12 protein-coding genes are annotated in these 12,871 nt (G+C 59.8%); 5 read left to right on the forward strand and 7 right to left on the reverse strand.

Annotated elements, in window-relative coordinates; translation table 11 throughout:
• Positions 1-12: 12 nt before the first annotated feature.
• The gene (locus C1Y43_RS00315; RefSeq protein WP_104186584.1) at positions 13-1,602 is read left to right on the forward strand and encodes a PTS transporter subunit EIIC; all 1,590 of its coding nucleotides are present in this window, start codon (positions 13-15) and stop codon (positions 1,600-1,602) included.
• 188 nt (positions 1,603-1,790) lie between these two features.
• Positions 1,791-2,687 (forward strand): LysR family transcriptional regulator, encoded by an 897-nt coding sequence (locus tag C1Y43_RS00320; RefSeq protein WP_059012299.1) that lies wholly within the window; start codon positions 1,791-1,793, stop codon positions 2,685-2,687.
• Here C1Y43_RS00320 and C1Y43_RS00325 read toward each other — a convergent pair.
• The 7 genes from C1Y43_RS00325 to sapA all read right to left on the reverse strand — a co-directional run bounded on the left by C1Y43_RS00325 (position 2,684) and on the right by sapA (position 10,204).
• On the reverse strand, positions 2,684-3,814 hold the full coding sequence (locus tag C1Y43_RS00325) for an oxidoreductase (protein ID WP_104186586.1): 1,131 nt from the start codon (positions 3,812-3,814) through the stop codon (positions 2,684-2,686). The two genes, C1Y43_RS00320 and C1Y43_RS00325, sit on opposite strands and share 4 nt — an antisense overlap.
• Positions 3,815-4,008: 194 nt before the next feature.
• The gene (gene fabI / locus C1Y43_RS00330; protein ID WP_021505963.1) at positions 4,009-4,797 is read right to left on the reverse strand and encodes an enoyl-ACP reductase FabI; all 789 of its coding nucleotides are present in this window, start codon (positions 4,795-4,797) and stop codon (positions 4,009-4,011) included.
• 141 nt (positions 4,798-4,938) lie between these two features.
• Positions 4,939-5,742: a putrescine export ABC transporter ATP-binding protein SapF gene (gene sapF / locus C1Y43_RS00335; RefSeq protein WP_021505965.1), complete on the reverse strand. Its 804-nt coding sequence runs from the start codon at positions 5,740-5,742 to the stop codon at positions 4,939-4,941.
• On the reverse strand, positions 5,742-6,737 hold the full coding sequence (sapD, locus tag C1Y43_RS00340; RefSeq protein ID WP_021505966.1) for a putrescine export ABC transporter ATP-binding protein SapD: 996 nt from the start codon (positions 6,735-6,737) through the stop codon (positions 5,742-5,744). The genes sapF and sapD overlap by 1 nt, the downstream gene beginning before the upstream one ends.
• On the reverse strand, positions 6,737-7,627 hold the full coding sequence (gene sapC / locus C1Y43_RS00345; RefSeq protein WP_104186588.1) for a putrescine export ABC transporter permease SapC: 891 nt from the start codon (positions 7,625-7,627) through the stop codon (positions 6,737-6,739). Before sapC ends, sapD begins: the two co-directional genes overlap by 1 nt.
• Positions 7,614-8,579, reverse strand: coding sequence for a putrescine export ABC transporter permease SapB (gene sapB / locus C1Y43_RS00350; protein ID WP_021505968.1), 966 nt, complete (start codon positions 8,577-8,579; stop codon positions 7,614-7,616). The genes sapC and sapB overlap by 14 nt, the downstream gene beginning before the upstream one ends.
• Positions 8,580-8,581: 2 nt before the next feature.
• Positions 8,582-10,204 carry an ABC transporter substrate-binding protein SapA gene (gene sapA / locus C1Y43_RS00355; protein ID WP_058758605.1) on the reverse strand — a complete coding sequence of 541 codons (1,623 nt, stop codon included), beginning with the start codon at positions 10,202-10,204 and terminating at the stop codon, positions 8,582-8,584.
• A 399-nt stretch (positions 10,205-10,603) separates the two neighbouring features.
• On the opposite strand from sapA, the gene C1Y43_RS00360 reads away from it, so the two are divergent.
• The 3 genes from C1Y43_RS00360 to pqqA all read left to right on the forward strand — a co-directional run bounded on the left by C1Y43_RS00360 (position 10,604) and on the right by pqqA (position 12,857).
• On the forward strand, positions 10,604-11,533 hold the full coding sequence (locus tag C1Y43_RS00360) for an ABC transporter substrate-binding protein (RefSeq protein ID WP_104186589.1): 930 nt from the start codon (positions 10,604-10,606) through the stop codon (positions 11,531-11,533).
• A gap of 83 nt (positions 11,534-11,616) precedes the next feature.
• The gene (locus tag C1Y43_RS00365) at positions 11,617-12,636 is read left to right on the forward strand and encodes a dipeptidase (protein WP_233209791.1); all 1,020 of its coding nucleotides are present in this window, start codon (positions 11,617-11,619) and stop codon (positions 12,634-12,636) included.
• Positions 12,637-12,785: 149 nt separating this feature from the next.
• Complete coding sequence (pqqA, locus tag C1Y43_RS00370; protein WP_010617686.1) at positions 12,786-12,857, forward strand: pyrroloquinoline quinone precursor peptide PqqA; 72 nt, start codon at positions 12,786-12,788, stop codon at positions 12,855-12,857.
• Positions 12,858-12,871 lie beyond the last annotated feature (14 nt).

Below are 12,871 nucleotides of genomic sequence, written 5' to 3' on the forward strand. Positions count from 1 at the left end.
AGGGCGCGCTCCATGAAGCAACTTGCCAGTCAGGTTCACGCATTCGGCAAAGCCTTAATGATGCCGATCTCCGTCATTGCTGCCGCCGGTATTTTTCTCGGTCTGGCCGCCGCGTTGCAGAATCCGGCGATCACCGGTGAAGCATTTGCCAGTTTACAGGTGCCGCAGTTGATCATCGGTTTTATTCGTAAAGTGGCGGGCGCGCTGTTTGCCAACCTGCCGGTATTTTTTGCCGTCGCCAGCGCAATTGGGCTGGCCAAAGCGGAGAAACCCACCGCCGCGTTTGCGGCAGTGATTGGCTATATCGCCATGAATGTGGGGATCAGCGCCACGCTGGCGGCGAAAGGGCTGACGGCAGCCACCACCACGCCCGAGGCGCTGCAGCAGGCGGGTATGGACCAGACCAGCGCCATGATGACGTCAGCCGAGTACATCGACATGCTCGGCATTTTTACCTACAACATGAGCGTGCTGGGCGGGGTGATTGCCGGCCTGCTCACTGTGATGCTGCACAACCGCTTCTATACCCAGCAGTTGCCCACGGCGATCAGCTTTTTTGGCGGCCGTCGCTTTGTGCCCATCGTGACGGTGGTGGTGCTGCCGCTGACGGGCGTGCTGCTGGCGCTTATCTGGCCAACCATCGGCCAGGGCATTGCGTGGGTCGGCCAGATGATCGGTAAAAGCGGTCAGTACGGTGCCTTTTTGCTCGGTGCCTGCGAGCGCCTGCTGATCCCGACCGGCCTGCATCACATCCTCAATGAAACCGTGCGCTTTACGCCGATTGGCGGCATGGCGACGGTGGACGGTCAGACCATCGTCGGCGCGCTGAATATTTTTAACACTTCGCTGACCCATCCCGGCGCGATTCCGGACGAAACCGTGCGCACCGCCACGCAGTTTCTCGCCCAGGGCAAAATCCCGGTGATGATGTTCGGTCTGCCCGCCGCCGCGCTGGCCATCTACCACACCGCCAAACCTGAACATAAGCAGCGGGTCAAAGCGCTGGTGCTAGCCGGCGCGCTGACCTCATTTACCACCGGCATCACTGAACCGCTGGAGTTCTGCTTCATCTTCGTCTCGCCGGTGTTGTACGTGATGCACGCGCTGCTGACCGGCCTGTCGTTTATGCTGATGTCGATGCTGCACCTGATGATCGGTAACGTGCAGGGCGGCGCGATTGATCTGCTGGTGTTTGGCATTCTCGGCGGCAGCAAAACCCACTGGTGGTGGACGCTGGTGCTGGGCGCCATTTATGCGCCGGTTTATTACTGGGGCTTTCGCCTGGTGATTACCCGGATGCAGGTGGAAACGCCGGGGCGCGAATCCGAAGAGGAAGCCAAACCGCTGCAGGTGGCGGCGGATGAACGCACCCGCGTGATCATCAGCGGGCTGGGCGGAGAGGCCAATATAGAGGACGTCGATTGCTGCTTCACTCGCCTGCGCGTGCGGGTCAAAGAGATGAAAGAAGTGGTGGATCAAACGCTGCTGTCGACCGGTGCCAACGGCGTCAACCGCGTCAGTGAGCACGATGTGCAGGTGATTTACGGGCCGCAGGTCGAGAAAATCGCTAACGAGGTGAAAAGTGCGCTCGGCGTCGCCTGATGCCGGGCGGTACCGTTAATCATGTGGGGCGCGGTCGGTGGCGACCCGCCGCGTCTCCGCGTATACATCACCCGCTATCCGCCTGAGCAATCCGCCTGACAACGCAGAAATTTCTTCGCTGAGTGCGCGTTGAGGCGCGACGAGTTTTGCTACCATAACGCGATAAAAATTCGACGGTGGATAAGAAAATCGACATCAAGCAATTGATTTATTTGTGCAATCTGGAGCGCGAGCGCCATTTTGGCCGCGCGGCGGAGGCCAGCTTCGTCAGCCAGCCCACGCTCTCGATGCGGCTTAAAAACCTTGAGCGTGAGCTGGGGCTGTCGCTGATCAATCGCAGCAACAACTTTGACGGCTTCACGCCAGAAGGGGAACGCGTGCTGACGTGGGCGCGCGAAATTGTTTCGGTGTATCAGGGACTGAAGCTGGAAGTGGAGTCGCTGAAGCACGGCGTCAACGGCACGCTGCGGCTGGGCGTAATGCCACAGTGCAGTGTGGCGCTGCCGGCGTTACTGAAAGCGGTGGAAGCGCGCTATCCGCAGCTCGACTATCGCGTTTCCGCCATGAGCGCCGATCAACTGCTGGAAGCGCTTAACAGCCACACCGTGGACGGCGGTATCGGCTTTTTTGAGCTGACGTCACTGCGGGAACTGCATTTCCAGACCGCGCTGCTCAACGATCGCGGTGTCGAAGCCATTTTCCATCCCGATCATTTCCCGGCGCTGCTGCAGCATGAGCGGCTGTCGCTGCACATGCTGGCGAGCCAGCCGCTGTGCCTGGCGGAGCCGACACGCTATTTCCGTCGCTATCTCGACGGACAGCTGCGTGAAACCGGCGTGCTGCCGCGGGTGATTGTGGAAAGCGCCTCGGTGATGCAGCTGATTCAGAGTGCGCAGGTTGGCCTGGGCGTCATGGTGTCGCCCTGCGGCCATCTGCTACCGGAAATGCTGCACCATCTGGCGCGCCGGCCAATTGATATCGCGCCAATGGGACGTCAGGCGGCGCTGGTGATTGCCGAACCGGGCAGGGCGTCGCCGCTGTCGCAGCACTTCTTTGACGAAGCACGACGCCACCTGGCGGATTAGCGCGCTTCGCCCAGCGCCATCAGCAGTCGATCCTGCCAGCTGGCAAATGCCACCGCCTGCATCAGCGTGAACAGGCGCTCGCTGCCCCAGCCCGCGTTTAACAGCGGCTGCAGATGGGCAGCACTGAAGCGCTCCGGCAGCCGGGTAAGCTGGGCGCTCAGCGCGATTACCTGCTGCGTCAGGCTGTCATCGCTGGCCTGATCCACATCGTGCAGCAAACGCGCGCGCCAGCCGTTCGCCAGCTGCGCGAACTGGCGTCGGCAGCCCAGTACGCGCGCGCTGACTGCCTGCGCCAGCTGTTCCTCTTCCCCACCATAAGCCTCAAGCCGCTGACGCAGCGTCGCCCAGCCATACAGCGCCTGGGCATCGTGCACCAGCAGCCAGACGGCGTCGTCGAGTCCGGCCATACCCTGACAAAAGGTCACCGCCGCCAGCTGGTCAGCGCTGGCATAGCGCAGCTCAACCGGCTTGATGGCGTGCTGCCAGGCAGCAGCCTGACTGAACAGCGCCGCATCGGCGTCGGCGGGCGGCGTGACGCCAGGGATCCAGCGCACCGGCAGGCCCATCATCGCCTGAAGCGCGGCGACCACGCGCGCCTGATAGCTGACGTAGCCTACTAGCTGGTTGAGCGTAACGATATCGGGTTCAGTCAGGCCTACCGCATCCAGCGCGCTGATGCTGCTGGCGGTAATCAGCTCCGGCTGCATCGCCAGCTGGCGCGCATACTGCGTGATTTGCGTCAGGCGATTATTGCTTTCGCGCGAAGAATCCGGTCCCGGCAGCGGATTAAGCCGCGCCGAGTAGTGATTGCACAGCCGCTGCACGCCAGCCACCTGCGCCACCGTGAGTGCGGTGCTGAGACGATCGTACAGCGTTAGCGTGTGGGTCAGCGAGGTGCTGACCGCATCGGGCAGCAGGGTATGGCTCAGGTCACGTGCCGCCTGTAGCACTGGCTGAAAGTGCTGCAGCAGCGGCTGCAGGGCGCTGGCTTCCTGCTGCAGGCCGAGCAGAAAACGGTCATCAATATGAGCGGCTTCGGGAACCAGGGGAGCAGTAGCGGACGTATGCGGGCGAGTCTGGCTTTCATAAAACCAGTGGTCATGGCCGGGAGAACGGCGGTGTTCCATGGTCATTCCTTTCGCAAAAAACGGACTGAGTGCACAACGGGCAAATCTGAAAAGCGCATCGCCACTCAAGGGCTAGCTTATCGTCGCTGAACGGCTGTCCACGGCAAAAGAATCATGGGGAATAATTAATAGCGTGTGGCTATAAGGCGGGGAGAGAAAAGAAAAAGGGCGAGCACCTGGCTCGCCCGCAGAACTTATTTCAGTTCCAGCTCGTTCATCGCGGCAATGCTGAAGCCGCCATCCACGTGCACCACTTCACCGGTGATACCACCCGCCAGGTCTGAACACAGGAAGGCCGCAGAGTTACCCACGTCTTCGATGGTGACGGTGCGGCGAATCGGGGTAACCGCTTCGCAGTGTGCCAGCATCTTACGGAAATCTTTGATGCCTGATGCGGCCAGGGTACGGATTGGACCAGCAGACACGGCGTTAACACGCACGCCTTCCGGACCCATCGCATTCGCCATGTAACGCACGTTGGCTTCCAGCGACGCTTTCGCCAGACCCATCACGTTGTAGTTCGGGATAGCGCGCTCTGCACCCAGGTAAGAGAGGGTCAGCAGTGCTGCGTTCGGGTTCAGCATCGCGCGGCACTCTTTGGCCATCGCCACAAAGCTGTAGGCGCTGATGTCGTGCGCGATTTTGAAGCCTTCACGGGTAACGGCGTTCACGTAGTCGCCATCCAGCTGGTCGCCCGGGGCGAAGCCGATGGAGTGAACAAAGCCGTCAAATTTCGGCCAGGTTTTTGCCAGTTCAGTGAACAGGGCAGTGATGCTCTCGTCTTCTGCCACATCGCACGGCAGAACAATGTCTGAACCCAGTTCTTTAGCGAACTCTTCCACGCGACCTTTCAGTTTGTCGTTCTGGTAGGTGAAAGCCAGTTCTGCGCCCTGTTTGTGCATCGCCTGCGCAATACCGTAGGCGATGGAAAGTTTACTGGCAACGCCAGTAATCAGAATGCGCTTACCGGAAAGAAAACCCATAGCTGTAATCCTTATGGTCATTGTTGTTGGCGGTCGCGATGATTAAAAATTGTGCGACCGACGTTAATCGACGTGCGGATTCTAGCACGTCTGTATCAAATGGGGTAAATCGCGCCGCGTTTTCCGCTACGGCCGTAGCACTCAACGCTCGCGGCGCCACGCCTCGGCGGTTAACGCTTCGCCAAAATGGCTGGCAATCAGCCGTTTGGTTAAGTCGTGCAGCGGCGAGGCCAGCACGTCAGCGGTGCCGCCTCGCTCCACCACTTCGCCCTGATGCATCACCAGCACCTGGTCGCTGATGTGCTTCATCATGCCAAGATGCTGAGTAACATAAATATAGGCGATGCCGTGTTTCTCCTGCAGCTCCAGCATCAGGTTCACCAGCTGCGAACGCATGGTCATGTCCAGCGAGGCGAGGGCTTCATCAGCGACAATCACCTTTGGCTGCAGAATCAACGCGCGCGCCAGCGCCAGACGCTGCTTCTGGCCGGGGGCCAGCATGTGCGGATAGTAGCCGGCGTGGTCGCGCAGCAGCCCGACCTGACGCAGCGTGGCAATAATGCGCTTTTCGCGTGCTTCATCATCAAGCTCGGTATTCAGCCGCAGCGGAAAATCAAGGATCTGGCTGACGCGCTGGCGCGGATTGAGCGACGTCGACGGATCCTGAAAAATCATGCGAATCCGCTGGCTGCGGTAGCCGTAGTCGCCGTAGCTAAGCGGGTGATCGTCGATCAGCATCTCACCTTCGCTTGGCGCCACCATGCCGCTCAGCATCTTCGCCAGCGTGGATTTGCCCGAACCGTTTTCGCCGATAATGGCCAGCGTCTGCTTTTCGCGCAGGGTAAAACTGACGTTTTTCACCGCTTCAACATGCTGGCGCCGGAACAGCCCGGTGCGGTAGCGGTAGGTTTTGCTCAGGTTGCGCACTTCCAGCAGAGTTTCCATTATTGGCTCTCCATATTCAGCGGGAAGTGACAGGCATAAAGATGTGCTTTAGTGCCGCTCAGGCGCGGCGTTTCGATGCATTTACGCTGCGCGTAAGGGCAGCGCGGACCGAGACGGCAGCCAATCGGCAGATGTTCCAGCGACGGTATCGCGCCGGACAGCGTATTCAGGCGGCTTTTATGCGGTAGCGCGCGGCCAAAGTCGGGCATGGCGCGGATCAGCGCCTGCGTATACGGATGGTGTGGCGTTTCCATCAGATCGTCACTCTGCGCGGTTTCCACCGTTTGTCCGCAATACATCACGTTGATGCGGTCCGCCCACTGACTCATGGTGCGCAGGTCATGGCTGATCAGCAAAATCGTGGTGTTGTTATTCTGATTGAGGCGGCTCAGCAGACGGAAAATCTGCGCCTGCGTGGTGGGCTCCATGGCATTGGTCGGCTCATCGGCAATCAGCAGGCGCGGCTGATTAGCCAGCGCGATGGCGATCATCACCTTCTGACATTCGCCTTCGGTCAGCTCATACGGGAAGCTGCGCATAATGTCTTTGTGATCTTTAATGCCGACGCGGTGCAGCAGCTCAATGGCGCGCTCTTTGCGCCAGAACCACAGGCGCTGATACCAGCGGCCCTTAAAGGTCCAGCGTGGAATGGCCTGCATCAGCTGGCGGCCGACACTCTCAGAAGGATCGAGGCAGGATTGCGGCTCCTGAAAAATCATCGACACGTTATGGCCAACGATGCGCCGCCGTTCGCGCGGCGACAGGCGCAGCAGATCGATATCATCGAACACCATGCGATCGGCGGTGACACGCCAGTTATCTTTGGTCACGCCGCAGATGGCTTTCGCCACCAGACTTTTCCCCGAGCCGGATTCGCCCACCAGGCCACGCACTTCGCCCTCGTTTAGCGTCAGATTGATGCGATCGACCGCTTTCACCGGACCTTCAGCGGTCATGAATTCAATGGTCAGATTTCGAATGTCCAGTAACGGCATTATTCCACTCCCGCAGCGACGGCGCGACGGATGCCATCGCCCAGCAGGTTAACAATCAATACGCTTACCATCAGCGCGGCACCCGGCAGCATCACCGTCCACGGCGCCACGTAAATCAGCTCCAGCGCGTCACCCAGCATCGCCCCCCATTCGGGCGAGGGCAGCTGCGCGCCGAGGTCAAGAAAGCCGAGCGCGGCGATGTCGAGGATCGCCATCGACAGCGAGCGGGTAAATTCACTGACCAGAAGCTGCAGGACGTTTGGCAGCACCGCATTCCACAGAATATTCAGGTTACGCGCACCATCCAGCCGCAGCGCCACCACATACTCTTTTTCCATCTCGTCATGCACTGCCGTGTAGATTTCGCGCACCAGACGCGGGATCAGCGCCAGCAGTACCGCCAGCATCGCATGCTCCAGCCGCGGGCCAAGAAAGGCCACCACGATAATCGCCAGCAGCAGAGAGGGAATCGACAGCAGCGTATCCAGCACGTGATTCATCACCGCCGAGCGCAAACCGTGGGTAATTCCCGCCAGCACGCCCAGCAGCAGCGCGCAGATTGCTGCCAGCACCGTAACCAGCAGCGCAGAGCCAACCGTCGGCGCCACGCCGCTCAGTAAACGGCTTAGCACATCGCGCCCGAGATCGTCAGTGCCGAGAAAGAAGGAGACATCGCCGTAGCGCGACCACGACGGCGGCAACAGCTGATAGCCGAGAAACTGCTGGTCGATACCGTAAGGGGACAGCAGCCCGCCGAACAGGCAGAGAAACAGCAGGATGCCGAAGCCGTACAGGCCAATCATGGCGCTGGTATCGCGATAAAAGCGCTGCCAGCTGAGGCGAAACGCACTCGGCAGCCGCTTCTCGGCGTAGATGTTATCTGAGGGCATACCACTCCTTGTGTTTCAGCGGATTGAGCGCCGCACCGATAATATCCGACAGTACGCTGACCAGAATTACCAGCCCGCCAACCACCATCACGCCCGCGGAGATCGCCGCGTAATCCTGCTGACGGATGGCGTTAATCAGCCAGCGTCCCAGTCCGGGCCAGTTGAACACCACTTCGGTGATCATCGCCAGCGTCAGCATGGTGGAGAATTGCAGGCCAAGACGCGGGATCACCGGCGGCAGTGCGTTGTGCAACACGTGACGGCGAATCACGGTGAAGCGCGACAAGCCGCGCGTTGCCGCTGCCTTGACGTAATTTTTATCCATCACGTCGCTGGTGCTGTTGCGCAGCAGGCGAATCACTTCGGTGGTCGGTGCCACAGCCAGCACGATCACCGGCAGAATCAGGTGCGTCAGCGCACTGACCAGCATTTCGTGCCGCCACGGTGAAGGGCTAAGCCAGGCGTCAATCAGGGCAAAACCAGTAATGTTCTGCACCGGATAGAGCAGGTCGAAACGGCCGGAAACCGGCAGCCAGCCCAGCGTCAGCGAAAACAGCAGGGTAAACAGCAGCGCCAGCCAGAACACTGGCATTGAGAAGCCCAGCAGCGCCAGCGCGCTGATGGCTTTATCCTGCCATTTATTGCGCATCACGCCGGCGCAGATGCCGAGCGGAATACCGACCAGCAGCGCCAGCATAAACGCCAGCACGCACAGTTCCAGCGTGGCGGGAAACACCTCGCGCAGCTGTATATCAATTGCCTGACCGTTGGTGCTGGAGACACCGAAATCAAACTGCAGCAGCCCTTTAAACCAGAACCACCAGGCATCGAATAGCGAGGCGCCTTCCAGCGGCGCGTTAGGCGTGAAATAGCTCAGGCTGAAACTCACCAGCGAGAGTAAGAACAGGGTGATGATCAGCAGCAGCAGGCGACGCAACAGATAGATGATCATGCTTACTCCTCGCCGTGCTCATCGCGGTAAACCCCGGCGAACGAGGCATTACCGAAGGGACTCAGCACCAGGCCTTTAATATCGTGCCGGTAAGCCTGCAGGCGCAGCGACGACGCCAGCGGCAGCACCGGCAGCGCCTGCGCCAGCATCTGCTGGGCGCGATCGTAGCTGTCGATACGCGCCGACAGCTGCTGCGACAGCAGCGCTCGCTGCAGCGCCTCATCAAACGCCGGCGAACACCAGTGCGCGTAGTTGGTCTGCGAACGAATCGCCGCGCAGCTCAGCAACGGGCGAAAGAAACTGTCCGGATCGTTACTGTCGGTGGCCCAGCCGGTCAGGGTTAAATCGTGGTTCATGGCCATCAGCTGTGCTTCCTGAAAACGTCCTTCGACCGGCGCGATGGTGACGCGCACGCCCACCTGCGCCAGATCCGCCTGCAACAGCTCGGCGGTTTTGAGCGGGCTGGGGTTCCACGACATCGAGGTGGTCGGCACCACCAGGCGCAGATGCAAATCCTCAATGCCCAGCGCTTTTAATGCTTCACGCGCTTTTGCCGGATTGTATTCCGTCACGCGCGCATCATTATCGTAGGCCCACGAGGCGCGCGGCAGAATCGAGGCTGCGGTTTCCGCCGTGCCGTAATAAATCGACTCCATCAGCCGCTCGTTATTGATCGCCAGCGCCAGCGCGTGGCGCACTTCCGGACGGTCGAGCGGCGGTTTGCGGGTGTTAAACGCCAGATAGGCGATGTTCATGCCAGGACGCAGCGTCATGCGCAGGCGCGGATCGTCGCGCAGAATCGACAGCTGGCTGGCGGCCGGGTAGGCCAGTACGTCACACTCGCCGGTCAGCAATTTCGACAGGCGACCAGTGCCGCCCACGCCGAGGTCGATCACCACCTGTTGCAGACGCGGCACGCCTTTCCAGTAGTGCGGATTGCGCGCCAGACGCAGATATTGCCCGGTGCGGTACTCACTCAGCTGGAACGGGCCGGTGCCCACCGGCTGGCGATCCAGCTGTTCCTGCTGGCCTGCCGCGCTCAGCTGGCTGGCGTACTCCTGCGACAACACCGGCGCGTAGTGGGTGGCGATATGCCACAGGAACGAAGCGTCCGGGCTGTTGAGGCGGATCTCTACCGTGTCGTTATCCAGCTTCTTCACGCTCTGCACCGAGTCGGCAAACTGCAGGCTGTCGAAGTAGGGATAGCTGCCGCCGTTGACGTTATGCCACGGATGCTGGCGATCGAACATGCGGGCAAAGCTGAAGACCACGTCGTCGGCGTTCATTTTGCGCGTCGGCGTAAACCAGTTGGTATGCTGGAACGAAACATCTTTGCGCAAGTGGAAGCGGTAAGTCGCGCCGTTATCGCGCACTTCCCAGCTCTGCGCCAGATCGGGGATCAGGCGATAGGTATAAGGGTCGACGTCGAGCAGGCGGTCATACAACTGTGCCGCCAGCGTATCGACCACCAGCCCGCTGCTGACCATCTGCGGGTTGAAGGTGTTAACCGTGCCGTTGACGCAATAAACAAAGCCGCTGTGGCGGATAGAGTCCGCGGGCGCGGCGAGCGCAGAGGCACTCAGGACGCTGAGACCAAGCAGCAGCGCGGGGAATAATTTTGGCATAGAACTCAACGATTCTCGGGCAATAGCGAGAGTGTATCGCAAAGCAAGCGTACTCCCCAAATCCGCCGCGTATCTGCGCTTTTTTTACCCAGCGGGAGAAGGGGGTAAGCACAACCTTAGTGTGGAAATGAGAAAAATTCTCAATTAGAGCTTTACAGATGATAATAGGAATGATTATTATTCTTCTGCGCTTCGACGGTGGCTCTACCGAAGAAGAGCACGACATTGCTCACATTGCTTCCAGTATTACGTTGCCCGCACCTCGTGTTGCGGGCTTTTTTTTGCGCCATCGTCAGCCGCGCGTCGTTATGTTCCTTCCGGCAATCCTCATGCGAAATCGGCATCGGTCATTTGTTACGCGCAGGGTAGTCTGGGCTTTTCATCTGCAGAGAAATGATAATGAAAAGAGTGACTTTAACGATGCTGTTACTGGCCAGCGGCAGCGTCGCGGCGCACAGCGTTACCCTGCGCATTGCCGATCAAAAGGGCAACATGCGCGCCGAGCTGGAAGCAGCGCAGCAGCTCAACGATCTCTCCTACCGTATCGAATGGGCGGAATTTCCGGCCGCCGCTCCGCTGGCCGAAGCCCTGAATGCCGGGGCGGTTGATGCCGGTATTATTGGTGATGCGCCGCTGCTGTTCTCGCTGGCCGCAGGTTCGCAGGTTAAAGCGGTGGCCGTCAGCAAATCCACCCCGGCCGGGCTGGCGGTGCTGGTTGCACCGGAGTCACCCATCAAAACGCCGCGGGATCTGCGCGGTAAACGCATCGCCACCGGGCGCGGGTCGATCGGTCATTTTATCGCGCTGAAAGCGCTGGAAAGTGCCGGGCTGAGCGATAAAGCCGTCAGCTGGCGCTTTCTCACGCCTGCCGATGCGCGCATTGCGCTGGCAAGTGGTTCCGTCGATGCGTGGGCAACCTGGGATCCTTACACCGCGCTGGCAGAAGTAACGCATACCGGCCGCGTGCTGATCAACGGCGTGGGGCTCTCCAGCGGCAACAGCTTCCTCGCCGCCACCGATGCGGCACTGAGTGACGCCAGTAAACGTGCGGCGCTGCAGGATTATATTAACCGGCTGGCGGCCGCTGATCGCTGGGCCAATCGCCACGTTGAGGCGTATTCCGCCAGGCTGGCGAAGATCATCGGTTTTCCTCAGGAGGCTGCCGCCAAATCTTTTGCCCGACGTCAGTCACACTGGCAGAGCATTGACGACCACACCGTACAACAGCAGCAGGAAACCGCCGACTTTTATCAAAAGTACGGCCTGATTACTCAGCCACTCGATGTCAAGCCGACCTTTTATCGCGGTCTGCAGGTGGCACAACAGTAACCCTTTGTGCGCCGGTATTTGGCGAACAGGCGGGATGCGCGTAGCATGGCGGCATCAAATCCGTGGCGGATAACCCAATGTTAATCAAAACCTTTGATGGTCATAATGACCTGTTGCTCAACCTGTGGTTGCATCATCGCGACGATCCGGCCACTGCCTTCTTTACCGGTATCGAAAAAGGACACCTCGATTTTCCGCGCATGCAGCAGGGCGGCTTTTCCGGCGGATTGTTTGCGCTGTTTGTGCCGCCGCAGCGCTACGTCAGCGAAGTAGCACCTCAGCTGGCCGGTGAAGCGTGGCAGCCGCTGGAGATCCTGTGGCAGCAGCTGGAGATTCTGAAAACGCTGGTTGCCCGTTCTGACGGCCGGGCGCGCCTGTGCCTCAGCACCGCCGATATCGCCGCCTGCCGGCGCGACGGCGTGCTGGCGATGGTGGCGCACATTGAGGGCGCGGACGGTTTTGACGGCGACGGCGCCGACCTTGCCGCCTTCTGGCAGGCGGGCGTGCGCAGCATCGGTCCGTTCTGGAATCTGGAAAATCGCTTTGGCGCTGGCGTCACTGGCGCGTTTCCCGGTTCGCCGGATAGCGGTCCGGGACTGACCGCCGACGGCGAGCGGCTGATCACGCTGGCAAATCAGCAGCGCATGATGATCGACGTGTCGCACATGAATGAAAAAGCGTTCTGGGACACAGCCCGGCTCTCATCCGCGCCGCTGGTCGCCAGTCACTCGAATGCGCACGCGCTGTGCGCGCAGCCGCGCAACCTTACCGACGACCAGCTGCGGGCGATACGCGATAGCGGTGGCGTGGTCGGCATTAACTTCGGCAACGCCTTTCTGCGCGCCGACGGTAAGCGCGAAGATGATGGCGGCTTGATCGAAATTGTTAAACACTGTGAGCATCTGATGACTATTATGGGAAGCGATCACGTCGCGCTGGGGTCGGATTTTGACGGCATCAGCGTGCCCGCAGAGCTTAAAGATGTCACCGGTTTGCCGCGGCTGTATGCGCTGATGCGCAGTCTCAACTATGATCAGGCATTGCTGGAACAACTTGCCTGGGGCAACTGGCAGCGGGTATTGCACCAAATCTGGCAGGCGTAAGTGTATTTCCTTACGCTATCAGGGTTGATCTGCTCGCTACATTGGCGCAACATCGCCCCGCGTTATCCATTGCTGGCGGAAGCCTTGTTTCTGCCGCAATGTTTTTAGCAGAGCCTGCTCTGCGTTTTAAGACTATGAGGAAGAATATTATGTGGAAAAAACCTGAGTTTGTTGACCTGCGTCTGGGCCTGGAAGTAACGCTGTACATCTCCAACCGCTAAGACGTCCTGCCCGC

The sequence above is a fragment of the Pantoea sp. ICBG 828 genome (assembly GCF_002928355.1).
Classification (GTDB): Bacteria; Pseudomonadota; Gammaproteobacteria; order Enterobacterales; family Enterobacteriaceae; genus Pantoea; species Pantoea dispersa.